This window comes from Pseudoalteromonas sp. JSTW, assembly GCF_013423925.1.
Lineage (GTDB): Bacteria > Pseudomonadota > Gammaproteobacteria > Enterobacterales > Alteromonadaceae > Pseudoalteromonas > Pseudoalteromonas lipolytica.
Map to the genome: position 1 here is coordinate 210997 of NZ_CP058972.1, position 26849 is coordinate 237845.

The 26849-nt window shown below is 42.6% G+C and carries 21 protein-coding genes and 1 riboswitch; of the genes, 12 read left to right on the forward strand and 9 right to left on the reverse strand.

What is annotated here, in order from left to right:
• Nucleotide 1: 1 nt before the first annotated feature.
• The gene (locus GZH31_RS01050; RefSeq protein ID WP_180311302.1) at nt 2–2284 is read left to right on the forward strand and encodes a nitric-oxide reductase large subunit; all 2283 of its coding nucleotides are present in this window, start codon (nt 2–4) and stop codon (nt 2282–2284) included.
• Nucleotides 2285–2330: 46 nt separating this feature from the next.
• Here the strand turns inward: GZH31_RS01050 and GZH31_RS01055 are convergent, their stop codons facing one another.
• On the reverse strand, nt 2331–3419 hold the full coding sequence (locus GZH31_RS01055) for an MBL fold metallo-hydrolase (RefSeq protein ID WP_180311303.1): 1089 nt from the start codon (nt 3417–3419) through the stop codon (nt 2331–2333).
• 181 nt (nt 3420–3600) lie between these two features.
• Nucleotides 3601–4257 carry a DUF2959 domain-containing protein gene (locus tag GZH31_RS01060; protein WP_180311304.1) on the reverse strand — a complete coding sequence of 219 codons (657 nt, stop codon included), beginning with the start codon at nt 4255–4257 and terminating at the stop codon, nt 3601–3603.
• A gap of 86 nt (nt 4258–4343) precedes the next feature.
• On the opposite strand from GZH31_RS01060, the gene GZH31_RS01065 reads away from it, so the two are divergent.
• The 3 genes from GZH31_RS01065 to dtd are packed head-to-tail and all read left to right on the forward strand — an operon-like array spanning nt 4344 to nt 6620.
• Nucleotides 4344–5216, forward strand: a complete 873-nt coding sequence (locus tag GZH31_RS01065) for a virulence factor BrkB family protein (protein ID WP_036974141.1) — start codon at nt 4344–4346, stop codon at nt 5214–5216.
• 25 nt (nt 5217–5241) lie between these two features.
• Nucleotides 5242–6195 (forward strand): alpha/beta fold hydrolase, encoded by a 954-nt coding sequence (locus GZH31_RS01070; protein WP_036974139.1) that lies wholly within the window; start codon nt 5242–5244, stop codon nt 6193–6195.
• Nucleotides 6183–6620, forward strand: coding sequence for a D-aminoacyl-tRNA deacylase (dtd, locus tag GZH31_RS01075; RefSeq protein WP_036974137.1), 438 nt, complete (start codon nt 6183–6185; stop codon nt 6618–6620). Before GZH31_RS01070 ends, dtd begins: the two co-directional genes overlap by 13 nt.
• On the opposite strand, the gene GZH31_RS01080 is transcribed toward dtd, so the two are convergent.
• Nucleotides 6621–7310 carry a spermidine synthase gene (locus GZH31_RS01080; protein ID WP_075594175.1) on the reverse strand — a complete coding sequence of 230 codons (690 nt, stop codon included), beginning with the start codon at nt 7308–7310 and terminating at the stop codon, nt 6621–6623.
• Between the two features lie 229 nt (nt 7311–7539).
• Between GZH31_RS01080 and GZH31_RS01085 the strand changes: the two genes are divergently transcribed.
• Complete coding sequence (locus GZH31_RS01085) at nt 7540–8433, forward strand: bifunctional GNAT family N-acetyltransferase/hotdog fold thioesterase (RefSeq protein WP_036974132.1); 894 nt, start codon at nt 7540–7542, stop codon at nt 8431–8433.
• A 64-nt stretch (nt 8434–8497) separates the two neighbouring features.
• On the opposite strand, the gene GZH31_RS01090 is transcribed toward GZH31_RS01085, so the two are convergent.
• The 5 genes from GZH31_RS01090 to dapA form a co-directional block, all read right to left on the reverse strand.
• Nucleotides 8498–9535 (reverse strand): phospholipase A, encoded by a 1038-nt coding sequence (locus tag GZH31_RS01090; protein ID WP_074989655.1) that lies wholly within the window; start codon nt 9533–9535, stop codon nt 8498–8500.
• A 285-nt stretch (nt 9536–9820) separates the two neighbouring features.
• Complete coding sequence (locus GZH31_RS01095; RefSeq protein WP_180311305.1) at nt 9821–10939, reverse strand: succinylglutamate desuccinylase/aspartoacylase family protein; 1119 nt, start codon at nt 10937–10939, stop codon at nt 9821–9823.
• A gap of 5 nt (nt 10940–10944) precedes the next feature.
• A complete protein-coding gene (locus tag GZH31_RS01100; RefSeq protein WP_075594173.1) occupies nt 10945–12150 on the reverse strand; it encodes a PLP-dependent decarboxylase in 1206 nt (401 codons plus the stop codon).
• Nucleotides 12150–12890: a 2,3,4,5-tetrahydropyridine-2,6-dicarboxylate N-succinyltransferase gene (locus GZH31_RS01105; protein ID WP_036974123.1), complete on the reverse strand. Its 741-nt coding sequence runs from the start codon at nt 12888–12890 to the stop codon at nt 12150–12152. The genes GZH31_RS01100 and GZH31_RS01105 overlap by 1 nt, the downstream gene beginning before the upstream one ends.
• Before the next feature lie 14 nt (nt 12891–12904).
• Nucleotides 12905–13789, reverse strand: a complete 885-nt coding sequence (dapA, locus tag GZH31_RS01110) for a 4-hydroxy-tetrahydrodipicolinate synthase (protein ID WP_074989658.1) — start codon at nt 13787–13789, stop codon at nt 12905–12907.
• A 137-nt stretch (nt 13790–13926) separates the two neighbouring features.
• Nucleotides 13927–14122, reverse strand: a riboswitch (Lysine riboswitch).
• 182 nt (nt 14123–14304) lie between these two features.
• Between dapA and GZH31_RS01115 the strand changes: the two genes are divergently transcribed.
• The 7 genes from GZH31_RS01115 to GZH31_RS01145 all read left to right on the forward strand — a co-directional run bounded on the left by GZH31_RS01115 (nt 14305) and on the right by GZH31_RS01145 (nt 24578).
• The gene (locus GZH31_RS01115; RefSeq protein ID WP_074989659.1) at nt 14305–15000 is read left to right on the forward strand and encodes a DNA-3-methyladenine glycosylase I; all 696 of its coding nucleotides are present in this window, start codon (nt 14305–14307) and stop codon (nt 14998–15000) included.
• An 8-nt stretch (nt 15001–15008) separates the two neighbouring features.
• Nucleotides 15009–16421: a YdiU family protein gene (locus GZH31_RS01120; RefSeq protein WP_180311306.1), complete on the forward strand. Its 1413-nt coding sequence runs from the start codon at nt 15009–15011 to the stop codon at nt 16419–16421.
• A gap of 469 nt (nt 16422–16890) precedes the next feature.
• Complete coding sequence (locus GZH31_RS01125; RefSeq protein WP_075594171.1) at nt 16891–17961, forward strand: OmpA family protein; 1071 nt, start codon at nt 16891–16893, stop codon at nt 17959–17961.
• Between the two features lie 613 nt (nt 17962–18574).
• Nucleotides 18575–21172 carry a bifunctional aconitate hydratase 2/2-methylisocitrate dehydratase gene (gene acnB / locus GZH31_RS01130; protein WP_065978931.1) on the forward strand — a complete coding sequence of 866 codons (2598 nt, stop codon included), beginning with the start codon at nt 18575–18577 and terminating at the stop codon, nt 21170–21172.
• A 217-nt stretch (nt 21173–21389) separates the two neighbouring features.
• Nucleotides 21390–22331: a hypothetical protein gene (locus GZH31_RS01135; protein ID WP_075594170.1), complete on the forward strand. Its 942-nt coding sequence runs from the start codon at nt 21390–21392 to the stop codon at nt 22329–22331.
• A 362-nt stretch (nt 22332–22693) separates the two neighbouring features.
• Entirely contained in the window at nt 22694–23326 is a 633-nt protein-coding gene (locus tag GZH31_RS01140) for a 2OG-Fe dioxygenase family protein (protein ID WP_180311307.1), read from the forward strand.
• Nucleotides 23327–23336: 10 nt separating this feature from the next.
• On the forward strand, nt 23337–24578 hold the full coding sequence (locus GZH31_RS01145) for a cysteine desulfurase-like protein (protein WP_180311308.1): 1242 nt from the start codon (nt 23337–23339) through the stop codon (nt 24576–24578).
• A gap of 57 nt (nt 24579–24635) precedes the next feature.
• Here GZH31_RS01145 and GZH31_RS01150 read toward each other — a convergent pair whose 3' ends face one another.
• On the reverse strand, nt 24636–26678 hold the full coding sequence (locus GZH31_RS01150; RefSeq protein ID WP_180311309.1) for a glycoside hydrolase family 97 protein: 2043 nt from the start codon (nt 26676–26678) through the stop codon (nt 24636–24638).
• Between the last annotated feature and the right edge of the window lie 171 nt (nt 26679–26849).

The window sequence follows — 26849 nt, forward strand, 5'->3', positions numbered from 1 at the left end:
AATGAGAGAATACAAAAAGTTATGGTGGACCTTGTTTGCTGTTCTTGCTGTTACATTTGCTATTTTGGGTTACTTTGGTAAAGAGGTATACCGAGTTGCCCCTCCTATAGCTGCAAAATATGTCACCACATCGGGGGAGCTGTACACAGGTAAAGAGGCGATTTTAGATGGTCAAACTGCATGGCAATCAGTAGGGGGAATGCAACTAGGCTCAATTTGGGGGCATGGTGCTTATCAAGCGCCTGACTGGACTGCTGATTGGCTTCACCGTGAGATTATTAATTGGTTAGATATTGCTGCACAAGCGCAATATGGTGTGCTTTTTGATGAGTTAACTGAGCAGCAAAAGCAACCATTGCTGTGGGAAGTAAAGAGAGAGTACCGCACTAATACGTATGATAAACAATCTGACACGGTTACTTTATCGACGCGTCGGATAGCGGCAATTAAGCAAACAGCGCAGTACTACAACGATTTGTTTGGAGGGGCAGAGGCATTACAGCAAACACGTAAAAACTATGCAATGAAAGAGGTGACACTTCCTGATCCTGAGCGTCGTCAGCGTCTAACTGAGTTCTTTTTTTGGACGGCATGGTCCGCATCGACAGAGCGCCCTGATGGGGATGCAACCTACACTAATAACTGGCCGCATGAGCCACTGATTGATAATAAACCGACCGCTGAAAACATTGTCTGGTCAATTGTTAGTGTTGTGATACTGATTGCAGGTGTCGGCGGATTGATTTGGGCATGGTCATTTTTACATAAAGACGAGGCTCCCCCTGAGGCTCCAAAAGACGATCCAATAGCGAGCTTTAATTTAACGCCTTCTCAAAAAGCATTAGGTAAGTATTTATTTTTAATTGTTGCTCTCTTTACGTTCCAGGTTTTATTGGGTGGATTTACTGCGCACTATACTGTTGAAGGGCAGGGATTTTATGGCATCAATACCTCAGAATGGTTCCCCTATAGCCTAGTAAGAACATGGCATATTCAATCGGCATTGTTTTGGATTGCGACAGGGTTTTTAGCTGCAGGTTTATTTTTAGCGCCGATTATTAACGGCGGTAAAGATCCTAAGTTTCAAAAAATAGGTGTTGATATTCTTTTCTGGGCGCTAATTATCGTCGTGGTTGGGTCATTTATCGGCAACTTTTTAGCCATCGCGCAAATTATGCCTCCCGAGTTAAGCTTTTGGTTGGGGCATCAAGGGTACGAGTTTGTTGATTTAGGCCGACTTTGGCAGATTGGTAAATTTACAGGCGTCGCATTTTGGCTGCTGCTAATGTTACGTGCAATTGTTCCGGTATTTAAACAAGAAGGAGATAAAAACCTACTGGCATTATTTACGGCTTCAGTGGTGGCAATCGGGCTGTTTTACGCTGCTGGGTTTTTCTATGGCGAACGAACGCATATTTCGGTAATGGAATACTGGCGTTGGTGGATTGTGCACCTATGGGTAGAAGGTTTCTTTGAGGTTTTTGCAACCGCTGCGCTGGCTTTTATTTTCTATAATATGGGTTTAGTCTCTAAACGTTCGGCAACAATTGCGTCATTGGCGTCTGCATCGCTGTTTTTATTAGGCGGTGTGCCAGGCACATTCCATCACTTATATTTCTCTGGTACAACGACCCCTGTAATGGCAGTGGGAGCAACCTTTAGTGCGCTGGAAGTAGTGCCGTTAATTGTGCTTGGTCATGAAGCGTGGGAGCATTATAAATTAAAAAATCGTACTCCATGGATGCTAAAAATAAAGTGGCCATTAATGTTTTTTGTCGCTGTCGCATTTTGGAATATGTTAGGGGCCGGCGTATTAGGGTTCTCAATTAATCCGCCTATTTCACTTTATTATGTACAAGGTCTTAATACGACGGCTACCCATGCTCATGCCGCATTATTTGGTGTGTATGGCTTTTTAGCTCTTGGCTTTACCTTGTTAGTACTGCGTTATATTCGTCCTCATCTTCAATTTGATGACACTTTAATGAAAACTGCTTTTTGGTGGATGAATATCGGTTTAGCGTTAATGCTATTTACCAGTTTATTACCTATTGGAATCATTCAGTTCTTTGCAAGTGCTTCTAAAGGGTTGTGGTATGCACGCTCTGAAGCGCTACTACAAAGTGACACCTTGGTGATACTAAGATGGGTAAGAACGGTTGGTGATGTGGTGTTTATTGTTGGCGCATTTGCCGTTAGTTGGCAAGTCGTTAAAGGGGTCTTTGCAAAGCAAAGCAAACCTGCACCCAAAGCGCTTGAAGCGCAAGAGACACATTCACTGTAATAAATAAAATGAGGGTGAGGTATTAACTCACCCCCATTTTGGAATGTTATAAATGAACCTGCTCACCTTCATTTAAAATATACAGGGGAACAGGTTCATTCATGTTATGAGACATGCGTAGTAAACGCAGTAATGCTGAGTGACTAGAATGGTCGCCCATTTGCCAACTTGCATTACCATAACCCCATGGGATCATTACTTTACAACTTAATTCACGTGCTGCATTCAAGGCATCTTCGGGTGTGGTATGCACATAGCGATACCATTTACCATTTTCTTCGTGATAGTAAGATGCGATTGGCATTAAGCACACATCTATTTCACCATACTTTTGCTTAATATCGCTAAAATGCTGTGAGTAGCCGGTATCCCCTGCAAAAAATAGTGTGTTCCCATTTTGCTCAAGTAACCAACCATTCCATAAATCTTTGTTGTTATCTTCGTAGATAAATGGCACTAACACACGACTGCTAAAATGGTGCGCTGGCACAGCATGTATTGTTAAATCATTAATTTGGGTGCTGGCATACCATGCCATCTCACTAATATTAAAACCACCTGTTGGAAAATTATCAGCGACGCCTAGGGGCACTAAATAGCGGGGCTGATTGCCAATTTCTTCGATGTCGGCTTTATTGAAGTGGTCGTAGTGGATGTGTGAATACATGACAGCATCAATCTGATTTAGCTCATTTTTTGTGGGCCAAAATCCGGAGTTGCGATACATGCCGCCAGCCAGCTTAAAGGCTAAATCGACCGGTGAATCAAACTGCTCTTTGACGGGGTCAAATAGCAGGTGCTCGCCGTTAGGTGTCTCAATCATAAAGCTGGCATGCCCAAGCCAACGTACAGTAAAACCGGTGTTAATCGACACTGGATTCTGCTGACCTTGATATAAACAGTGTAAAGGAGTGTCATTACATTGAAGTAACTCGGTCTCGGGATAGCAATCATCAGTACAGGTTGTTGGGTAGTGTTTATCACCGGGATACAGGTTGTGATAGCGACCAGCTCGCTCACCTTCATTGTGCAAAGGTATAACAGACTCTTGCCCTGCTATAACATTAACTGTGTTTGGACTACTGCAGGCACTGAGTAACGCCGCAGCAATTATAACTTTAAGGTGGTTCTGCATAAGGTGACTAACTTTTAAACTTTGCGCACAGTGTAGCAAATTAACATATCGGGTAAATCATCGAAAGGTAACAAGACGTAACAATAAAAAAGCCTACGATATTGTAGGCTTAGTGATTTAATTTATTTAAAAAATGTCGGTGCCGAGAGCATCTAACTGCTCACTGTGTTTACTCAAATTTTTAGCCCGCTTTATTCATTTGTTCAATGAATTTATTTGAATCGTCAATCGACTTGTTCATATCGTCCATTAAGATTTTGATATCGCGTTTTAAATTAGTGAATTCACCTTTTATTGCTGTCACAGCTTGAGCATTCAAGTTATGTTTTAGATATAAAACATTGTCATGCAATGACGACAGGACGGGTTCCATTTTACTTTCGGCGCTGCGCATTGAACGAAGCAATTGGTCAAACTGGCGCTTCGTTGAATTTAGCTTTTTGCTGCTTTCACGCTTGAGAGAAGCGCTTTTGTACTGTTCTAGTTCGTCAGCCCACTCTTCAAAAAGTGCTTCGGCTACATCTTCAACTTTGTTGATATTACTGGTGACATCGTTCGCTGCCGCAAGGCTCGATTCATAATCATTATTAAGTTGAGTATAAGCTTCTTCGAGTTCACCGCCATCAAAGTTAATTAAGGTCGTTAACCTGTCTAGTGCAGATTGAAACTCTTCTTGCGACTCTTGCTGTGATTCTTTCGTTTCTTCAACACGGTCTACTAAAATATCGCGTTTATGCACTCCGACTGATTCCATGGCTGAGTAATAAGCTGACTGACAGCCTGATAATGCCATAGTAACTGCAAAGAGTGGTGCGCTTAAAAGTGTCAGTTTTTTCATTGAGTTCCCTTTTTAGATGCCTGTCGTTTCAAATTATGTGGTGGATTGCTATGATTATCAAAACATTTTAGCAGAAAGTTGGTTCTATGGATGAGAAACTCAGTCGTTATAAGTTGCAAATAAGTATTTTCTTAAAGCAGCAACCGGGTTGGTGGATGCAGTATTTGACCCGCTGTATTGATGATCAGATCACGGTTAATGCGGGTTACCTTGCTTATGTCACCTTATTATCCATTGTACCGTTAGTGGCTGTGGGGGTCGCGATATTCTCTGCATTTCCTGGCTTTGAAAGTACTCTCATTACCATTGAAAACTTTTTGTTCACTAATCTTGTGCCCACTTCCTCTGATGTCATTAAAGAGCATATCAGTGCGTTTGCGGGGAATGCGAATAAAATGACCGCCGTGGGGGTTGGCTTTTTGGCTGCGGTGTCGCTTTTATTGATCCGCAATGTTGATGCCACCCTGAATCGCATTTGGCGAATTAAGAAAAAACGCCCGATGATGATCTCATTTGCAGTGTATTGGATGGTATTAAGTTTGGGGCCAGTCTTGTTAGGAGCAAGTATTGGTGTGACGTCTTATATTGTTTCTTTGGTGTCGTTTGCCGATCAGGGGATACCTGGCTTCAGTGGATTTTTGTTAAAGCTTTTACCTTACATTATTTCCATGGTGGGCTTTATTATGCTCTATACTTTAGTTCCTAACACACGAGTTCCATTTAGAGCGGCAATTCCAGGGGCGCTGTTTGCAGCTATGTTATTTGAGCTGACAAAAAAAGGCTTTGCGCTGTATATCAGCCATTTCCCATCTTATGAAGTGATTTATGGGGCCCTTGCGACAATTCCTATTTTATTTGTATGGGTTTATTTGTCGTGGATTGTCGTATTACTCGGTGCAGAATTTACGGTCTGTATCAGCCCTGAGAAAATAGAAGACACTCCTGATATAGACATTTAAATACACTGCACCTAAGGAGAGCGAGGTGCAGTTATATCCACAGTACAATGCAAGTCGTGACTATCACTTAAGCGTGGGTGATGGACATCAAATACATGTTCAAGAATACGGTGATCCTCAAGGCATGGTGGTTGTGTTATGTCATGGGGGGCCGGGGGCGGGTCTTCGGCCTGAAAATTGCCGATTTTTCGATCCCGCACGTTATCGGGTGATCATGTTTAGCCAACGCGGCTGTGGTCACTCAACGCCGCACGCAACTAAGGCAAATACCACCTTGGACTTAGTCGCCGATCTGGAGTTTTTGCGTTCCCAATTAGGTATTAACAAATGGCTTGTGTGTGGCGAATCGTGGGGGGCGACGCTTGCCTTAGTGTACGCGATTCATCACCGTGAACACGTGGCAGGACTCATCTTGCGTGCCAGCTTTTTAGCCTGTGACAGTGACTTTGAGTGGCTTTACACGACGCGTGGAGCTGGTGCTCACTTTTATCCCGAATGTTTTAAAGTGTTTGCTCATCAGTATTCTAACTGGCATGAATTACTTGATTTTTACCATGCGCAGTTAACCTGTGATGATCAAATCAAGGCCAGTAAGTATGCTAAGCGTTGGTGTCAATGGGAGCAGGTACTTTGTCATGGTGAACCATTAATAAACTGGAGTTTACATGAACCTCATGTTGGCCTAAACCAAGCTACGCTCATGGTGCATTATTTTCGACATCATTGCTTTATCGAAGAAAAATTTATAGCAGAAAACTGCAAAGAACTTGCTCATTTACCTATTTGGTTTATTCATGGCCGTGCTGATTTAGTGTGCAGGTACAGTGCGGTACAACAGTTAGCAGAGCAGCTTAATGCGCAATTACTTATTTTAGATGGTGTTGGGCACAGCAGTGATAATCAGGTATATTTGGCGGCCATGCGACGTGCCGCAGATTTAATGTATATCAAGTTATCGAGGGATCAATGCAAGGCTTAATTCAAAGAGTAACCCAGGCTAAAGTTGAGGTAGATGGGGAAGTTGTTGGTGAAATATCAAAAGGTATTCTGTTGTTATTAGGGGTTGAAAAACATGACACAGAGCAATCGGCAGAAAAGCTTTTGCACAAGGTGAGTAATTACCGTATTTTTACTGATCAGCAAGGAAAAATGAATTTAAGCTTGCAAGACATCCAAGGTGAGCTATTAGTTGTGTCGCAGTTTACGTTGGCTGCTGATACCAAAAAGGGGATGCGGCCAAGCTTTTCAAGTGCAGCTACCCCAGCGCAAGCCAATGCGTTGTACGAATATTTTGTAGAAAAAGCCAAAGCGGTCGATTTACGAGTTGCCACAGGGCAGTTTGCTGCTGATATGCAGGTAAGCTTGTGTAATGATGGGCCCGTTACTTTTAACTTATCTGTGTGATTACTTTCTGATCATAACGATATGATTAACGTAGTTGGGTATTTTTTCAATACTTGGGCGTTTACCAAATTCGGTGATCAGTAAATGCTCAAGTTGTTTTAATTGTGATGGATGATTCGATAAAAAATTAATAAACAAGCGGCCATTTTTAGCCATTGCAGCCCGAAGTTTTGCGTAAAATGCGTGTTTGTATAAAAACAGTGGCGCTTCTACCTCACTAAATAAATCTAAGATAATCCAATTGTATTCATTGCCTTGTTCTAACACCTGTTGGGCATCAAAACAGCGCAGGTTATTGGCATGGTTTCCGCCAAAATAGCGTTTATAGCAATGAATAATATCAGGGTTTTTGTCTACCGAAGTGAGTTGGCTTTGAGGGTAAGTGTGTTGTAGATAATTACGAATTGCACCACCCCCTAAGCCAAGTTCCAGCACTTTTTTAGGTGCTTCGAGTTCTTGCCAACGTTTTGCAAGGTATTGTAAATGTGGGAAAAATAATCGAGCTGGCCGGCGTTTTTCAATAACAGATTGCAAGGTTTCATTAATTAATAACCAACGTAGCTGATTTAGTTGCCTTACTTGAATACAGTCATTACCTTGTTTATGCCAGTAGATAAGCTGCCCGAGTCGGTGGCATTCCTCAATAAAACTGTGTTTCACTGCGCCACTGGGTTCTAAAAAATGTTCCATATTTCGGGCCTTTAGCGGTTGAATTACAAAAATAATACAATTATTTCAGCATAGACCAGCACACTTAAAGTGCCAATTGTGCAGTAGTTTTTACAGCCTTAAATAATAATTTAGGTTGGGTCACCAAAGTATTATTCCAACTTGAGTGAAGATCGCGTATCGTAATTTGCATTCGTCAGGCCACGTTAAAATAACAACAGACAGTGGCTTAACTATCACAGGAGTATTTATGTTTAAAGTGACCACCCCACAAAGTAGCGAAGATTGGCAAGCGTATTATTCATTGCGTTGGCAAGTTTTAAGAGCACCTTGGGGCGAGCCGCGTGGATCTGAGCAAGATGACTTAGAGCAAGACGCAGAGCACCGCTTTATCAAAAATAATGATGGCGAGGTATTGGGGGTAGCGCGTCTGCACTTCAATAATCATCAACAAGCACAAGTGCGTTATATGGCTGTGGCTGAGGGTAATCGTAATCAGCATATTGGTAGTCGTTTGTTGCATGAACTCGAAAAAATAGCATGGACACAAGATGCCGATGAATTAGTCTTATTTGCGCGTGAACGGGCGCTCGACTTCTATAAACGCCACGGTTATGAAGTAAAAGAAAAAGCACATTTGGCTTACAATGATGTACAGCATTGGAAAATGGTGAAACAAAAGCCGTCTGAGCCAGGTTGGTTCCGTCACCCTAATTGGACACAAGTGCTACAAAATACGTGGCGTGAATCAATTCCAATCAGTGATGCAATGGGGATTAAAGTTGAAAGTTATACTGACTGGCAGTTTACGACCCGTGCTGATTTAGATGCCAATTTAAACTTACATAACACGATGTTTGCCGGTTCCATATACAGTTTAGCGACATTAACAGGGTGGGGAGCAACCTATCTTGCATTAAAAGAAGCCGGTCTTGAGGGAAATATTGTGTTAGCTGATGCGAACATTAAATACCTAAAACCTCTCAATAACGATCCCCGAGGCCGTGTTGAGTTGCAAGGCTGCAAAGGGAAGTTAGCTGATTTAGAATCAAATGGTAAAGCAAGTTACCATGTCCCAGTGAATGTGTACGATGGCGATGTGTTAGTTGCTGAGTTTGAAGGGCACTTTATCGTAAAAAAATAGCATAGTTTTAGCCTTTAACAGCGGGCGCTAAGTTGCTCGCTGTTAAAGGCTCATAATGCGTTGCTTACAGTAAGTCTGTTAAAAGAATACCCACACCAAAACGCTCTATATCGGCATTGTAGTCAATTAGGCTCTCACCATAACCGTTGAAATATTGTGCGTAACCACGTAACCGTCCCCACAGCGGGAAAGACCAATCAAGTTGGATTGCACCGCGATTATCAGAATTTAAGTTATTACGCGACATAAAGCTAAATTCATGTTCGTTGTAGCGATACGCCCCAGAGAATTCAAAGTAGCCCATGTATTTGTAGATATCGGGGTTATCATCGCCGCGAGCTTTTAACTCGTTATCTTTTTTGTCTTCAGGAATGCGGTACCAAGGTTTAAAGCTAAATACAAAGCCGTTTTTTTCCCATAAAAAGTCAGCGTATATGCGATTCCATGAACGTGAGTTTGGCTGGCTGCGGCCATTAGACTGATGCGATGCACCAATGGCTATCGCCATTTCATCACCCCAAAGTACATGCTCAGGATCAAGGTAGTTTATCCAGAATATTTCAGGCTCGTAGTTGGTCTCGCGAAAGGGTGATGAAATATCTTTGTTATAAAACTGCCAAAATGATTGCATGGTAAAAGCAAAAAATACGCCTTGGTCTTTATCAGAAAAACCCTCAAAAATAGGCACTTTTATTGATAATTGATATTTAACTTCTAGGTTATCAAGTGGCTCGCCATCGGCGTCATCAGCCAACTCTTTTAAACCATCAAACGGGCGAACATTCGGATCAGACACATAAGAAAGTGGTAAAATGTAATTACGTTTATGGGGGGTGATGACATTGCGGTTCTTTTTACTCACTTCTTCACGCGCTTTACGCTTATCCAGAGCGGTCAGCTTTTTGCTTTCGTCTAGATCGGAGCATTTCTTGCGCAGCTGTTCGAGAGTTTGCTGACCATCTCCGCCAATCGCTTCATTTAATATACATTGCTTAACTAATTCGAGCGCATCATCTTGCTCATTCGTATTTTGCTCTTCGGTTTGGGCTAAAACAGGTACAGAAAATAAACTCGCGGCAACTAGCCAAATACGCCATCCCATTGCGATTCCTTTAAATAGATGTAGAAGTGTGATCAGTATAGTGATTTTTACATAACTCGCCGTGAACTTGTACTGAATTGTGGACAAATGTTATCTCTACCCCTTAATCGGCGAGTTTAAACACGGTTTAGGTAAGGTGGAATTGACAGAGGCGAGGACTTGTTAAACGCTATTGTAAATAGAGAGCCCCAAGCTAGGCTTGGGGCTCTAATATAACGGCCTTTGGATAGAATCCTGTTGGCCGTTGACTCTCACGCAATGAGAAGGAATGAGCTCTGGGTTTAATCACAGCTCAAAGACATTGGTAAAGAACTTATAAAGCTCAGTACCTTGGTTTACGCTCGCTGATGCGAAATGCAATATTGCAATCGCGTCTTTATCAAAACTGAGTGTTTGCAGTGGTTGTTCACATAAGTAGCGCTCCATACGTAAAATATGGGCTATCGGCTCACCTGCTTTGATATGACCGCCTAACGGTGCTAAGTACTCGACCATACCGCCCATCGGGGCGTAGTAAGCAATGTAGTCATCGAGCATACAACCGTAACGAGTCATCGCTTTAGGCTGATACGCTGCATCAACAAATACACCTTTATGAGTCAAGTAGCTTAAAATACTGTGTGCATCTTCAAGGGCGGCACTCAAATCAATTTTTTCTTGGCTGCCAAGCTCAACAGTAAAAGCCTCGACCTGTACTGAAAGTTCGCGTCCGTATTTAGCAAGCTCTTCAGATAAAGACCACCACGGGCAAAAGCTTGCTTCATCCATCGCACCCCCAAAGTCATTAGGTATGAGCAATACATGTTCAATATTGAAGTATTGTGCGCTGTTTTTGGCATACTCTGGACAATATAGGTGCTGGCTTGAGATTGGGCCTGTGTGAAGGTCTAATACGATGTCGGCTTGATGTGCCAACTTTTGTAAGTTGAGCGCGATACGTTTACCCGTTGTTAAGCTGTAATCTGGGCCGTTTAGTTGTGCATTGATATCTGCGACTAACGCGTCTTTAAGAGCACTTCTGATCGTGTCTTCATTGCTTGATGCATGCTGCTCTGCAATCTGGGCAGGTAACGCGTTGTTAAAGCGATACATACGGTTCCAGTTGGTCCCTGTGATGGGATCAAAACGACCTAATGTAAATTCCCCCGACTTTTGGTTACAGCCAATCGGGTTTGCATAAGGGACAAGTGTGATATCACCGCGCAGTTTAAGCGTTTTTAATTGTTCAAGTAGCTGGTAAATAACGGCATTACCTTGTACTTCTGCACCATGCATGTTGGCCTGAATGTAAACGCTTGGGCCACTTCCATCGCCTTTTAAGCGATAGACTGGGATGGTCAATGGTAAGCCATTCGCAATTTCGCCGACGACAATGTTTTCTTGGCTAATTAACTCTTTACTCATGGTGATTACCTTAAATAATAGCTGGCATCTTCAGCGCTGCGGATACATTCAATGTTGCCTTGCTCAATGACGTATTCGGCAGCAAGTTCATGGCATAAAAAGTACGGCATACTCTCTGTGAAACCATAAGCACCACATTGACTGAATATGAGCCAGTCATGTTCATCTACGTCATTCGCTAATGTATGTTCACCTAAACAATCAAGCGCGGTACAAAGTGGGCCATAGAGTGTCATTGTTGTCAGTGAAGCCTGTGATTCACGCAATACTGTAACTGGGAAGTCTTGGTTTGTGACCGCAGGACGAAGCAGGTGATTAATCCCGCCCGATAAAATCACTTGCTGTTGGCCATAGTTTTCTTTTCGCTCAACCACAGGTGTTGCGTAATGACCACATTCACCTACGGCATAACGGCCTAATTCCATCCAAAGTTCTGCTACACCGGCTTGAGCTTTAATGCTGGCAAGGGTCTCGATAAGTGCTGACCAGTCTAATCGGCTGGCATCTTGAGTATAAGGGATGCCTAAGCCGCCCCCTAAATCGAGTATGTTAAGTTCAATGCGTAATGCACGTGCTAGTTGCTGTAATGGCTGGATCATAGCGCGCCAAAGCGCTGCCAGTTTGTCAGTGCTGAGCATGTTGCCCCACTGAAAAATATGCAAACCATCAACCTTAAGTGCTGGGTAGTCATTGACATTAAGCGCGTGCCACTCTTCACAACCAAGGCCAAAAGGAGTGAGGCTATCGCCACCAAGCGGGTTCTTTTCGCTGTCTGGCCAGCGAAGTTGTACACGCAATAATACTTGCAGTTGGCAGTTAGCTTTTGTGGCTTGCTCGTTTAGCCAACGGACTTGGTTAATGCTCTCGGCGACGAAAATACGCACACCTCGCGCAATAAAATGACTAATTTGTGCAGGGCTCTTTGCTGGCCCTGTGTTGAGCACGCGCTCGCTATTGATGCCTTGAGCAAGTACTTGCTCAAGTTCACCTTTACTCGCCACATCAAAATTAAACCCCGCACTGTCTAAACACTGAATAATGCGAGACAGGGGATTAGCCTTAACGGCATACCACAGTTTCACATCGGTTTGGGCTGTGAGTTGTTTTAAATGTGTCGTTAATTTATCAAGGTCATAGATAAAAAATGGCGTATCAAGGTGCGCTGAAACTTGTTCAACTGCTTGCTTGATGGGCGTGCTCAAAAAGCTCATTAACGTAAAACCTCTTCTAATAACAATGACGCGTCACTTTGTTCGTCACGGTATTTTACGATGAGCGCACATGACATGCTGAGGCCTTGCTCGCGAGCCCATGCATTGGAAGCAGGGCGAGAACCTGGGATCACAATAGCGTACTCAGGGATTGGTTCGCCTTTTTCTAATTGGCGCTCGTTCACGCAATCATAGACTGGAATGGTCGCAGATAAGCGGACTCCCGGTGCAAGCACTGCGCCTTTTTTAACGACAACGCCCTCTACAATCACACAACCTGCGCCGATAAATGCATCATCTTCAATAACCACAGGACTGGCACCAATTGGTTCAAGTACGCCACCTAACTGAACCGCTGCGCTCAGGTGAACATTTTTACCCACTTGTGCACATGACCCTACTAAAGCGTGGCTATCGACCATAGTCCCTTCATCAATAAATGCTCCGATGTTTACATACGCGGGTGGCATAATGATCGTGCCTTTAGCAACGTGCGCACCTCGGCGAACACTGCTACCGCCAGGGACCATACGCACACCTGCATCTGCGGCAAAGCCTTGAGGGGCTAAATTGTGTTTATCAACAAATCCACCAGGAAACTCCGTGTTTGTGCCATTTTTAAAGGCCTCTAAAATGCCTTGTTTTACTTCAATATTGGCATGCCAGTTGCCATTCTCGTCTTGTGTTGCGGCACGTACTGTGCCCGATTCTAAGTTATTTAATAATGCTAACCAGCTCATGATAAAACCTGTTTTTAGTTCCAAGATAAAATTGTATTGTTTGCGTGGGTGATGCTGTCTGTATGCTCAAGCTCTAAATGAGTCAGCGGTGGACGTAATTGCGGGGTGTTTATTCTACCTTGCAGGTGCATCAGTACTTTTACGGGAATTGGGTTTGCGACAGCAAATAAGCTTTGAATTGCGCTAGACCAATCGGTGAATAAATTGGGATGTTGACCGCTTAAACTTCGTTTAACAAACTCATGAGTTTGACTTGGCCATGCATTCGCCGCCACTGACACTAAGCCTTTAGCACCCGCTTGCGCAAAATATGGCATCAGTGCATCGTCACCACTAAAAATGGCGAGCTTAGGTGAGGCCGTTCTAAAGCCTTCAAATTTGCCGATGTCACCACTGGCTTCTTTAAGTGCCCACAGGTTTTTATGATCGGCGAGGTTTTTAATGACGGTAGGTGAAATCTCAACAGCACTGCGTCCAGGTACGTTGTATAGCATACATGGGTGTTTACTCGCATTTAGTAAGCTTTCAAACCAATGAGTTTGGCCAATAACGCCAGGCTTTGCATACAGTGGCGAACCTAACAAGTAGCCATGAATAGGCAGTTGATTACAGTACTCGACCCACGCAACTTGCTGCTTAAGGTTCATACCACCAACGGCAACCATAAGCGGTACGCTAGGGGTTAGCTGGCATACGTGTTCAACAATGGCTTGTTGTTCTTTGAGTGAAAGAGCAAGCCCTTCACCGGTACTGCCCAGCAATAAAATACCATTGTTGGCAGCTTGTTGTTCAGCCACAAGCTGTTCAAGGGCGATGTAGTCTACCTCGCCAGATTCAGAAAATGGCGTGATTAGCGCTGTCCATAATGGATAGTCGTTTAAATCAAAATTGTTGATCATCTCTCACGAACTTATAAGGTATTCGAAGAGTCAGTGCGGAAACAATTGAATGGAGTCGCATGTCGTCATTCGAACAAGGTATAATTCGAAGAGCGAATGGGCTTAAAATAATAAAGACGCGACGGCCTTATTATACTAAGACCAGAAGCTCTCCACCAAACTTATCAATAGCATTGCTATTGTTGGTGACAGTCGCTGGGATTCAGCCCAGTCGCCCGAAATAAGCACCTCACAAACGGTGTTACTTCTCGGCGTTAATTTCCCCTCACGTATGATCAACAGAGTCTGTGCTCTTCCCATACGCTACCTGAATAACGCACCTCTTCCAGCCCTTTATGCTCGCTTTAACGTTAAAGCCAACATAATGAAATAGGGTATTGGCGCTGATTAAAGCATTTTAGCCTTCTAGGTGTCAAGGCGGTGGATTTGTTTTTTATTGACCAATTAAGCAATCGGGTTACGTATAACTTCGTTTTTACGTACACTTAGAACGAAGCAGACGAATTGGAAGAATGATGGAAAAGTTTACCGACATTTATCAACGAGCCGTTAAAAGAAAAGGCAGTGAAGAAATGCTGCATGCACTGTTATCAAACCCGCTCGATGATGCTGATATTGCTAACATAGCGGATGATTTATGGTTGGAGGAGTTCACTCGTAAGGTATTTCAAAGTGGATTCTATTGGTCTGTAATCAATAATAAATGGGCGGGGTTTCGTGAAGTATTTTGGGACTTTAGCGTCGAAAAACTATTGATGATGCCACCTGATATGCTCGAACAAAAAGCGATGGATGAGCGAATTATTCGCAATTTCAAAAAAGTGCAAACAATTCCTGAAAATGCTTACATGATCCATGAAGTCGCTGAAAAAAATGCAAGCTTTAGCCAATTTATTGCACAGTGGCCCAGCGACAACATTATTGGTTTATGGGCTTACTTGAAGAAGCATGGCGCACGCTTAGGCGGGAACACCGGCCCTTATGCGTTGCGCGCGATGGGAAAAGATACCTTTTTGCTCTCGCGAGATGTGGAAAGTTATCTTCGTGCTCATCAGCTCATTGATGGGGGATTGCAGACCAAAAAATCACAGCAAGCGGCGCAGAACTTTTTCAATGAACTACAGCAGCAAAGTGGTTATAGCCTGCAAGCACTGAGTCAATTAGTTGCTTATGGAGTGGGTGATAACCGAGTAGGCATTGCAACACCCTAAGGAATAATATGAAACTGCACACCCGATATACAGACATTAGTGATCTGTTAGCAATTGAAGACACCCCAACAGCGGTTTCTGACCCGAACTTATTGCTATTTAATGCTAATTTAGCCCGCGAGTTTGACATTAGCACTGACCCTGAGTTTTTAGCAAAACGTTTAAGTGGCTCAGAGGTAGATAACGCTGTAAAGCCTGTGGCGCTTGGCTATTCGGGTCATCAATTCGGTCATTTTTCGCCGCGTTTGGGGGATGGTCGTGCGCACTTGCTTGGTGCCATTGAAGATAAACATGGCGCATTATGGGATTTGCAATTAAAAGGTGCAGGTGCAACGGTTTTTTCGCGTGGGGGAGATGGTCGTTGTGCACTAGGCCCTGCCATACGTGAATATATCATGAGTGAAGCCTTGGCGGCCTTAGATATTGCAACTACCCGTTGCCTTGCTGTTGTAACGACTGGAGAAACTGTTTACCGACAACCCCCACGACCCGGTGCCGTTGTAACGCGTGTCGCGAATAGCCATATCCGTGTTGGTTCATTTCAATATTTAGCAACTCAGGGTGATATTGAAGGACTTGAAAAGTTAGTTGAATACGCAATTAGTTGTCATTTTCCTGATATTAAAAGTGAAGGTGAGCAGCGTATTACAGACTTTTTAGCGGCGGTAATCGATAAGCAGATTGAGCTTGTTGTGGGCTGGATGCGAATTGGGTTTATTCATGGTGTGATGAACACAGATAACACATTAATTAGTGGTGAAACCATTGATTATGGCCCGTGTGCAATGATGAATCAGTTTGATTTAGAAACAGTTTTTAGCTCTATTGACCACCAAGGACGTTATGCTTTTGGTAATCAACCAACTATTGCAAATTGGAATTGCGCGCGTCTTGCAGAAAGCTTATTACCGCTTTTTAAAGATGAGGAACGTGCGCTCAGTGAATTATCAGCGATTATAAATGGCTTTGCTGCTAAGTTTAACACGGCATTTGATACCATGTGGCGACTAAAGTTAGGTTTAGATGGCGAGCAGGCAGGCGATCAAGCATTAGTTTCAGAGTTACTCACTTTGATGAAACAACATAAACTTGATTACACGAACACATTTAATGCGCTGACAGAGTCATTACGAACAGATTTCCCGCTCCCGGGTAGTTTAAAAGAATGGCTTTGTAAATGGCGGTTAAGAATTTCGGGTGAAAGTTACGGAGTGATGCGCGCTGTTAATCCTGCAGTCATTCCACGTAATCATAATATTGAAATGATCTTGACTGAATATGAGCAAACGGGCACGAGTTCATCGATAGGTGAGTTGTTGAAAGTCTTAGAAAACCCGTATAGCTATGAAGAGCGATTAGTAGCTTGGTACCAGCCCCCTCATGATGGGGATAGTCATTACCAGACTTTTTGTGGTACTTAAGGGCGATGTTGCACAATATGTTGCAGCTGTAAATGCTCATTTTTTAAAATCTAAGTGTTCGCCGATTGAGCAAGGTAGCTGCCAGTGATATGATTTATATCAATAAAACAGCACTAAAGTTTTGCTTTTTAACGAATATTTACAAATAAAGTTGCTTTCAACTTGTTGATTTAAAAATAACCAATATAATAATGTAATTGGGAATGGACTTTAATCGGTTTTGAGGTCAGTAGATTAGGCAAAAAAGCAACTTTTGTCTGATTTTAACAAAGCGATCTAAAGGCATTGTTATGCAAAGTTATTTAGATAACCTATTATTATGGGTAATTGACTGAAATTACTCGGCAAGATATTTGTTCTGTACCGAGTGTGTTAAGTTTTGATTAACTATTAGTCGACTACTCTGTTTAAACTGATTGAGCTGGGATGACTTAGCTACAATTTTAATTGTGAAAATGGGAAGGAAACAATGAAATTAAAATCACTTACTATTGCTTTAGCATTAGCTGCAACTAGTGCATCAAGCTTCGCAGCCGAAAAACAAGGTTTTTATATCGGTGCATTTGGCGACTACTATGATGCGTCTTGGGAAAATGTTCGCGATTTCGCGCCAGGTGGCCTAGATGTTGATGACTCTACAGGTTGGGGTTTAGAGCTAGGTTATCGCTTCAGCGATTACTGGAGCGCTCGTCTTGAGTATGCTGATATGGATTTTGATTACAGCGTAGCTCTGAACGACGGCACGACTATGAGCGGTTCAGAAAGCGGTAAGCGTTACGGTATCGATGGTTTATATCACTTCGGTGGTGGCCCATTCTACGGTATCTTCGGTTTGAAAAACCTTGATGCAGTTGACGAAGACCTAATGTTCGCTAACCTAGGTGCTGGTTACCAACATTACTTCACTGACAATTTCGCATTTAACGCTGAAACGTCTCTATACCAAGGTCTTGACCGTGGTTATACAGATGTAGGCGCTAAATTAGGCTTAAGCTACATTTTTGGTGCTCAAGAATCTTCAGCTGAGCCAGTTGAGCCAGCTCCAACAGTTGTTCCTGTTGCTGTTGAGCCTGTAGACAGCGATGGTGATAACATCCCTGATGCTGACGACCAATGTGCTAACACACCGATGACTGATGCAGTTGACGGCACGGGTTGTACATTATATGAAGACCGAGAAGTAACGAAGAGCTTACTAATCACGTTCCCTAACAACACATCTAAAGTGTCTCAACAGTACTTAGATGACATCGCTAAAGCTGCTGCTTTCTTAAAAGAGCACCCAGGCACTAAAGTACTACTTGAAGGTCACACTTCATCTGTAGGTAAAGCTGACTACAACAAGTGGTTATCTAAGAAACGTGCTGATGCCGTTGCTAAGAAACTTATTGAAGATGGTATCGATGCAGAGCGTCTAACGACTGTTGGTTTAGGTGAAGAGCGCCTTAAAAACCCAGCTAATACAGCTGAAGCACATGCTGAAAACCGTCGTGTAGAAGCACACGTAAGCGTTATTGAGCGTGTAAAAGTAGAGCGTTAATAATTAACCTTTGCGACTAATTTTAAAAACCCAGCCAAGTGCTGGGTTTTTTTATGGTTAAAATAGTGTGCTCATAAGGATAAGTCGTTAAGCCAATCTGCAAAAATACCTACCCCAGTTCACAATAACGCTTAACTATTGTGAGGTGCTAAATTTGTCGCTAGCTGCGTTAATACCAATCATTTTGAGTGATTAAACCAGTCGCTACCTGCGTTAAAAATGTCTGATTTACGACTGCATTGATTGAGCTGGTAGAGCGATGCAGGAGCAATTGCTAAAAGCAGCTAAAAGACAAAATTTTGTCTTGTTATTATCGAGATTTTCTTGCCTTTAAATAATGCGCTTAATAAAGCGAATAGGGTTAAACGCACTGTTAATGACCGCTAAAGCAGATAGGAATGATTCTTAGTTAATAAATATTCATTTGAATAGCTTTTTTTTCTACCACTATTCATGTTATTTATAGTGAATATAAAGTGCCTAACCGCAGCATGGATTTTCATCTATACTTAAAAGCTTTATAATTAACCGTCAGAATACTATAAGTACTGGGTAATGATTGTATTTAGTTTAATACTACCGAGTACTCTCACGTCACCAAGAGGGCAATATTGTGCTACAAGAATATCGTAAACACGTAGAAGAACGTGCCGCGTTAGGTATCGTACCAGCGCCACTAGATGCTCAGCAAACGGCTGATCTTATTGAACTAATTAAAAACCCACCTGCAGGTGAAGAAGAGTTTATCGTTGATCTTCTTGTTAATCGTGTACCACCAGGCGTAGACGATGCTGCATACATCAAAGCTGGCTTTTTAGCGGCAGTAGCAAAAGGTGAAACAAGCTCACCATTAGTATCAAAAGAAAAAGCGGCAGAGCTATTAGGTACTATGTTAGGTGGTTACAACATCGCACCTATGATTGAACTTTTAGACGACGAAGCGTTAGCGCCAATTATCGTTAAAGGTTTATCAAACACATTATTAATGTTCGATGCTTTCTACGACGTAGAAGAAAAAGCGAAGGCTGGTAACGAATTCGCGAAACAAGTTATCGAGTCTTGGGCAAATGCAGAATGGTTTGTAAATAAACCAGCCGTTGCTGAAAAAATCTCTGTTACTGTTTTCAAAGTAACGGGTGAGACAAACACTGATGATCTTTCACCTGCACCTGATGCATGGTCTCGTCCAGATATCCCACTGCACGCTTTAGCTATGCTTAAAAACGAGCGTGACGGTATCAACCCAGACAAGCCTGGTGAAGTTGGTCCAATTTCACAACTAGAAGAGCTTAAAACGAAAGGGTTACCGCTCGCGTATGTTGGTGATGTAGTTGGTACGGGTTCATCGCGTAAATCTGCAACTAACTCAGTGCTTTGGTTCATGGGTGATGATATCCCTCACGTACCTAACAAGCGTGTTGGTGGTGTATGTCTAGGCGGTAAAATCGCGCCTATTTTCTTCAACACGATGGAAGATTCTGGTGCATTACCAATCGAATTACCTGTTGATGAACTAAACATGGGTGACCAAATCGATATCTTCCCTTACGAAGGTGTGGTTAAGCGTCACGGTACTGATGAAGTTATCTCAACGTTCTCTTTAAAATCAGACGTAATTCTTGACGAAGTGCGTGCTGGTGGCCGTATTCCACTTATTATCGGTCGTGGTCTAACAGACAAAGCGCGTGCATCTCTAGGTCTAGAAGCAGAAGATATCTTCCGCAAACCTGCTCTTGTTACTGACTCTGGCAAAGGCTTTACGCTTGCACAGAAGATGGTTGGTAAAGCATGTAACATGCCTGGCGTACGTCCTGGTCAATACTGTGAGCCGAAAATGACCACTGTTGGTTCGCAAGATACAACAGGTCCTATGACACGTGACGAACTTAAAGATCTAGCATGTTTAGGTTTCTCTGCAGACTTAACAATGCAGTCTTTCTGTCATACATCAGCATATCCTAAGCCAATCGATGTAAACACTCATCATACGCTTCCTGATTTCATCATGAACCGTGGCGGTGTATCACTTCGTCCAGGCGACGGTGTAATCCACTCATGGTTAAACCGTATGTTATTACCAGACACCGTAGGTACGGGTGGTGACTCGCATACGCGTTTCCCGCTAGGTATTTCATTCCCAGCAGGTTCGGGTGCGGTAGCATTCGCAGCTGCAACAGGTGTAATGCCACTTGATATGCCTGAGTCAATCTTAGTACGTTTCAAAGGTGAAATGCAGCCAGGTATCACATTACGTGACCTAGTACATGCTATCCCTTACTACGGTATTAAAGAAGGTCTTCTAACTGTTGAGAAGAAAGGTAAAATCAACGAATTCTCTGGTCGTGTACTAGAAATCGAAGGTGTTGAGCACTTAACAGTTGAGCAAGCATTTGAGCTTTCTGATGCGTCAGCTGAGCGTTCAGCGGCAGGTTGTACCGTTAAACTTTCTAAAGAATCTATCGCTGAATACCTTGAGTCAAACATTGTCATGCTTAAGTGGATGATCTCTGAAGGTTACGGTGATGTTCGTACTATCGAACGTCGTATTAATGCAATGCAAGAGTGGTTAGCGAACCCAGAGCTTATGGAAGCGGATGCCGATGCAGAGTACAAGCACGTACTTGAAATCGACCTAGCTGAAATCAAAGAACCTATTCTTTGTGCGCCAAATGACCCAGATGACGCACGTTTACTATCTGACGTTACAGGCGAGAAAATCGACGAAGTATTCATCGGTTCTTGTATGACTAACATTGGTCACTTCCGTGCTGCGGGTAAACTTCTTGATGGCTTCAGCGGTCGTATTCCAACTCAGTTATGGGTTGCTCCTCCAACGAAGATGGATAAAGATCAGCTTACTGACGAAGGTTACTACGGTATCTTTGGTCGTGTAGGTGCGCGTATTGAAACTCCAGGGTGTTCATTATGTATGGGTAACCAAGCACGCGTTGCTGATAAGGCGACAGTTGTGTCTACGTCTACTCGTAACTTCCCTAACCGTCTTGGTACTGGCGCAAACGTATTCTTAGCATCAGCAGAGCTTGCAGCGGTTGCTGCAATTCTAGGTAAACTGCCTACACCGGCTGAATATCAAGAGTACGCAGATAAGATCAACGCAACAGCAGCTGATACTTATCGCTACCTGAACTTCCACCGTATGCCTCAATACACTAAAAAGGCAGATCAAGTAATTGTTCAGCAAGCTGTGTAATAAGTAACTAATTGAGTTTTACTGTAAAAGGCCCGCATTATATATGCGGGCTTTTTTATTAACTTTTTGTTCAGTTTTATTTGAAATACTAATACGTTTGTCTACACTGATTAATGTAAAAAGTTAATTAGTGTAACTTAATGTTTAAAAGTGTAACCAAGGAAGGGCTGCATCTATTTCTTGGCGACGCAGACTCTGTATTTCAAGGAACTGAATAATGAAAGCACTCCTTTTTCTACTCCCATTTAGTAGTTCTGTATTGGCAGTTAACCCCTCTTTTAGTGAAGTTAGAGTAGGTTTCGAAACAATTAGCTACAGCGAAACTTTAAATGATGTTGCAGGCTTTGGGAAACTTAATCAATCTATTGATGTAACAAACCCTGCCGTACGGCAAATTTCATACACAGGTATCGATGATAACTGGGGCTTTTATATTGAAAGTGCTGCAACAATATCCACAGAAATTGAAACTGAGACGTGGTACATGGATGACTTTGGTGCTATTCAAGAAAATGCATTTAAAACGAAAGCGAATGAAATAGGTTTTAAGGGGGCGTATAATTTTTCTCAAACAGTGCAATTTACACTAGGGACAAAGTTTTTTACTTCTAGTTTCACGCGTTCGAATTTTGCATTTGTACAACCCGGTGCAACAGCATTCGACGAAGCATTAATCGCATTATCAGATGACCCAAATAATCCCGCGCGATTTACATTACCCGGTATGAATTCAGGTAATAATACAGGAGAGCAGCAGGATTATGCTTCGCAGTTACGTCCGGTTATTTCGGTTTCTGAAGATCAAATGGGGATCTTGCTGACCATAGGAGCGCGTTACGATAGTCGCTTGCAAAAGAGTTTTAATAAATATAGTTGGTATATTGAAACTGAATTAAGTACACCTATGTATTCTGAGATTCAGAATACGCAATTTGAAACCTCGACACTCACCGATAGCTTTAATGGTTGGGGTGTTATGGGGCGGGTAGGAATGCGATATCAAGTACTGTCTCATATCGCATTGATTGGTGGAATCGATGCTCAGTATAAGTCACGTGATATTGTGACCAAGAATCTAGAAAACGGTCAACGCCTTCGTGTACCTGAAGTTGAATACAGTAATGTATCGTTTGCATTAGGCTTACAATGGAGCTATTAATACTCGGTGATTCACTTTTTAATGAGACTGTACATTCCGATAAGCAGATTACGCGAGTGAATTTGTAAGCGTCTCAGATACGACGACCATAACTTATTGAGTAAACTAAAAGCCACGGTTCGCTGTGGCTTTTTATCAACTTCACATTGTCTTGTTATTTAGCGGTTTGAAATAGGTACCCTAAGCTTAAACGGTGTATTTCAGCACTTTTTATTTTTTTAGATTAAACTTCTAAAATAAGAATAAAAACGATCTTAAAATTAAACAATAGACCGGTTGTGTTTACATAAAAACGCAAAATTTCCTCATCAATTGCATTAAAATCCTCGTCAATATTCTCAACGTATTAAGGCGAGATCTTTATGACTACATTAAACAACCAGAACCTCCTACAACTTCGTTTTGTAAGCCAATCACATATTGACGCAGTAAAGCCTTCTTTTGCTAATTTACCCGCTAACCCATACGCAGATGGTGCATTTCGTAAACGTCGCTATTCGGTAATTAAAGTGGTTGATGGCGAATTAAAATTACAACCAACAAAAGCATTTGTTCAAGATGATTCAATCAATACGTTTCAAGGGAATGTAGAGCGTACCTATGAGAATCTTGAAGACAGCTTATTAGCCAGTAATGGCATGAAGCAAATTGTTAATCAATTCCGTGAAATGACCGGCATCAGTGCTGACCGTGATATTGAAATTCATCAATTTAGAATGCTTGCGATCGACAGTGACACACCTGCTGCACCTGAAGGAGTTCACCAAGATGGTTTCGACCATGTATGTGTCTGTGGTGTATCACATGAAAATCTCGAAGGCGGTGAGCTACTTGTTTACGAGAATCAACAAGCTGATCCTTGCTTTAAAATGGAAATTAAAGACGGCATGTTCGCACTCATTAATGACCGTGAAGTGTGGCACAACGCAACACCAATGAATAAATTAGATGCAAGCAAAGAGGGTTACCTTGATTGCTTCGTGCTTACTGCGTAAGGAAAATACGATGAACTTAACGCAATTACGTCGTCAATTTCCGGCATTAATGCAAAATGTGGCTGGTACATCGCCAGTTTTCTTAGATGGTCCCGGTGGCTCACAAGTACCGCAGTCTGTTTTAAGTGCCATGAGTGCGTATTTAGGTTATTTCAACTCAAACCTAGGCGGTGCTTTTTTCTCAAGTGATAAAACTGTTGAGCTAATGGCGGATGCTCGCCAAGCAGCGGCAGACTTACTGAATGCGCCTTCTAAAGAGCAAATCGTGTTTGGTGCTAACATGACAAGCCTCACGTTTAGCTTTAGCCGTGCGATTTCTCGAGATTGGACTGCTGATGATGAAATTATTGTCACTAACGCAGATCACTACTCAAATGTATCCTCTTGGCAGCAAGCAGCTGAAGATAAAGGTACATTAGTTAAAACGGCTTTAATTAACGAAGCCGATTGTAGCTTAGATATGGCTCATTTTGAGAGTTTATTATCAAGTAAGACAAAACTCGTTGCCGTGACATATGCATCAAACACCACTGGTTCAATTAACGATATTAAACGTGTTGTCGAGCTTGCCCATGCTGTTGGTGCCCTTGTATACGTGGATGCAGTTCACTTTGCACCGCATGAGCTGATTGATGTTCAAGCACTTGATTGTGACTTTTTAGCATGCTCTGCCTACAAGTTTTTTGGTCCTCATTTGGGTCTTGTATACGGTAAGCGTGAGCATTTAGAAGGTTTCACCCCGTATAAAGTAGAACCCGCGAAAGACGTCATCCCAGGCCGTTGGGAGACGGGGACACAAAGCTTTGAAGCTTTAGCTGGCTTAATTGCTGCCGTTGATTACATTGCTGCTATTAGCGAGTTGGATGATAGTCATTCGCGCCGAGAAAAATTAGCGGCTGCTTTTGCTATTACTAAACAACATGAAATGACGCTCAGTAAGCATTTCTTAACTCGCTTAGCCGATTACTCACGTATTAAATTGTTTGGTATTAATGACGTTGCGCGCTTATCAATGCGTACTCCAACCTTTGCATTAATCTTTGAAGGCATTGAACCGCGTGTTGTATCTGAATTTTTAGGTAAACATCACATTTGTGTATGGGATGGCAACTTTTATGCACAAGGTTTATGCAAGCAATTAGGTGTATTAGACACGGGGGGTGTAGTGCGTATTGGTTGTATGCATTACAACACAATTGAAGAGCTTGATCAGGTGTTCGATTTGTTTGATCAGTTATTAAAAATAAATTAATACCTTTAAACATGATGCTACAACATGGTTGTAGCATCATTTTCTTGTGACTTTCTTTTACAGCGCTTTAAAACGAATCGCGACACCACCACTTGTGGCAAGTTTTAAAGTGAGTTTATCGCTTGCAGACACAATGCGTTTCTCTACTTTTAAGTCGTAGGGATTGTTAACCCATTCAGCTTTATCGCCATCACGGTAAATTTGCGCCTCAAAGCGTTTACCTTTCTCTAAAAAGTCGAGTTTAACTTGCAGTGTACGTGCATTTTCATCAGTGACTGCACCTAGGTACCAGTCATTGCCTGAATAGTGATCGCGTTTACGCTCTTTGCGTGCAAAGACAACGTAATCACCTACTTCACCTTGCAGCGCAATACTGTGTTGCCAATCTGTAGGCACATCTTGAATAAATTGGAACGCATCCGGTTTTGCTAAGTAATTGCGTGGTAAGTCAGCAGCCATTTGAATAGGGCTGTACAGTACTACGTATAACGCCAGTTGCTTTGCAAGTGTTGTTTGTGGACGATTACTATCAGCACCCAACCCATTGAACCCCATATCAAAAATACCAGGGGTGAAATCCATAGGTCCCGCTAACATACGTGTGAAGGCAAGCATTGGAATATGCTCCGGTGGATTAGGCGGTGTGCCCCAAGCATTAAACTCTTGGCCTCGCGCGCCTTCACGTGCAATCCAGTTTGGATAAGTGCGGCGTAAGCCAGTATCTTTAATGGGTTCGTGAGTGTTGATGCTGATTTTGTGCTTTGCTGCAAGTTTCACGTTATAAAGGTATTCATTCACCATGAATTGACCATCGTGCCACTCTTTACGCACTATGCCATTTTCATCAATACGTTTAATATTGCCACCGTCTGCAACATAGCCCGTTTTTACTTGGCTTACGTTTGATTTTTCATACAGGGCAAAGGCATCTTCCATTTGGTTACGATAATTAGTGACATTCCCCGAGGTTTCGTGATGACCAATTAGCTGTACACCTTTCTCTTTGGAGTAGCGAGTAAGCTCTGCAATATCAAAGTCGTCATAGGGTTTGGTAAAACTAAATACATCACCGTTATAGAACCAGTCGCCATCCCAACCAATGTTCCATCCCTCGACAAGTACACCATCAAAACCATATTGTGCGGCAAAGTCCATATAGTATTTGGTGTTTGCGGTCGTTGCGCCGTGAATTTTTCCACTTCCCCACGTATTTTCATTAATATGCATACCCCACCAAATACCCACATATTTACCGGGCTTAACCCAAGATACATCACCGAGTTTATTTGGCTCATTAAGGTTGAGAATGATGTCAGAGTTAATTAAATCAACTGCTTCATCCCCAATTTGAATAGTACGCCACGGCGTGTTGAATGCGCCATGTTTCTTAACGGCAACCCCATCGGACCACGGTGTTAAGTCAGCTTGGAAAGTACCATCACGGCGTTGGTTTAATACCATACCCGCGTAATCGACCAGCGCAGCTTCGTGGATGCTGATATGAACACCTTCTTTGTTTTTAATAGTAAACGGAGTGTGTACTAAAGGAGCTTTGTGAACAGGCGTGGTGTTATAAACATATTCGTATCGATTCCAACCGCGAGCAGGTATCCACCATGCAGTTGCATTGGCTGAATCGGTGATTGCAAATTCAGTGAGCTCTTTGGTGATCTCTACATCTTCAAAACCTGATTGATTCGGTAGTTCGTAGCGAAAACCGACCCCATCATTAAAGGCACGAAAACGCACAGTAAAGGTGCCACCTTGGGGTTGTGGCTTTTTAAAGGTGACAGCAACTTCGTTGTGGTTATCAACTACCGTTTGGCGTTCACCCCAAGGTTGTTCCCAGCTGCTTTTTACAGAATTAGTCGTTTGGCTGCTAATTTTATAGCCTTCACTCATTGCAGGTTGTTGTTTAAAAACAAGTCCTAAAGCAGAGTGTGCAATAACTTGCTTTCCCGCAAAGCTGATTTCATAGCTAGGGGTGTGTTGTTCATCAGAAATCGTGACTTTAATTTGCCCATCAGGCGAACTGACCGTGGTAGTGTGTGCTAAACACGTCCCTGAGAAGGCAGCGAGTAGTAAGGCTGTATATTTCATTATTATTCCTTGGCGATGCAGAATATGGATTGTTGTCGTATATGTTCCTATAAGCTTTAAGCATAAATTGACTTGCCTGCTAATACGAGTGATCTGCATACGTATTCAATTTTCAGGTTGTAATAGCCGCCTTAATTAAATCGCCTCATTTTGTATTTTTAATTTCGCACA

What these genes read in the sequence shown, in the direction of transcription:
- GZH31_RS01050 (WP_180311302.1), top strand. Translation starts at nt 2, where the DNA reads ATGAGAGAATACAAAAAGTTATGGTGGACCTTGTTTGCTGTTCTTGCT.
- GZH31_RS01055 (WP_180311303.1), bottom strand. Translation starts at nt 3,419, where the DNA reads ATGCAGAACCACCTTAAAGTTATAATTGCTGCGGCGTTACTCAGTGCC.
- GZH31_RS01060 (WP_180311304.1), bottom strand. Translation starts at nt 4,257, where the DNA reads ATGAAAAAACTGACACTTTTAAGCGCACCACTCTTTGCAGTTACTATG.
- GZH31_RS01065 (WP_036974141.1), top strand. Translation starts at nt 4,344, where the DNA reads ATGGATGAGAAACTCAGTCGTTATAAGTTGCAAATAAGTATTTTCTTA.
- dtd (WP_036974137.1), top strand. Translation starts at nt 6,183, where the DNA reads ATGCAAGGCTTAATTCAAAGAGTAACCCAGGCTAAAGTTGAGGTAGAT.
- GZH31_RS01080 (WP_075594175.1), bottom strand. Translation starts at nt 7,310, where the DNA reads ATGGAACATTTTTTAGAACCCAGTGGCGCAGTGAAACACAGTTTTATT.
- GZH31_RS01085 (WP_036974132.1), top strand. Translation starts at nt 7,540, where the DNA reads ATGTTTAAAGTGACCACCCCACAAAGTAGCGAAGATTGGCAAGCGTAT.
- GZH31_RS01090 (WP_074989655.1), bottom strand. Translation starts at nt 9,535, where the DNA reads ATGGGATGGCGTATTTGGCTAGTTGCCGCGAGTTTATTTTCTGTACCT.
- GZH31_RS01095 (WP_180311305.1), bottom strand. Translation starts at nt 10,939, where the DNA reads ATGAGTAAAGAGTTAATTAGCCAAGAAAACATTGTCGTCGGCGAAATT.
- GZH31_RS01100 (WP_075594173.1), bottom strand. Translation starts at nt 12,150, where the DNA reads ATGAGCTTTTTGAGCACGCCCATCAAGCAAGCAGTTGAACAAGTTTCA.
- GZH31_RS01105 (WP_036974123.1), bottom strand. Translation starts at nt 12,890, where the DNA reads ATGAGCTGGTTAGCATTATTAAATAACTTAGAATCGGGCACAGTACGT.
- dapA (WP_074989658.1), bottom strand. Translation starts at nt 13,789, where the DNA reads ATGATCAACAATTTTGATTTAAACGACTATCCATTATGGACAGCGCTA.
- GZH31_RS01115 (WP_074989659.1), top strand. Translation starts at nt 14,305, where the DNA reads ATGGAAAAGTTTACCGACATTTATCAACGAGCCGTTAAAAGAAAAGGC.
- GZH31_RS01120 (WP_180311306.1), top strand. Translation starts at nt 15,009, where the DNA reads ATGAAACTGCACACCCGATATACAGACATTAGTGATCTGTTAGCAATT.
- GZH31_RS01125 (WP_075594171.1), top strand. Translation starts at nt 16,891, where the DNA reads ATGAAATTAAAATCACTTACTATTGCTTTAGCATTAGCTGCAACTAGT.
- GZH31_RS01135 (WP_075594170.1), top strand. Translation starts at nt 21,390, where the DNA reads ATGAAAGCACTCCTTTTTCTACTCCCATTTAGTAGTTCTGTATTGGCA.
- GZH31_RS01140 (WP_180311307.1), top strand. Translation starts at nt 22,694, where the DNA reads ATGACTACATTAAACAACCAGAACCTCCTACAACTTCGTTTTGTAAGC.
- GZH31_RS01145 (WP_180311308.1), top strand. Translation starts at nt 23,337, where the DNA reads ATGAACTTAACGCAATTACGTCGTCAATTTCCGGCATTAATGCAAAAT.
- GZH31_RS01150 (WP_180311309.1), bottom strand. Translation starts at nt 26,678, where the DNA reads ATGAAATATACAGCCTTACTACTCGCTGCCTTCTCAGGGACGTGTTTA.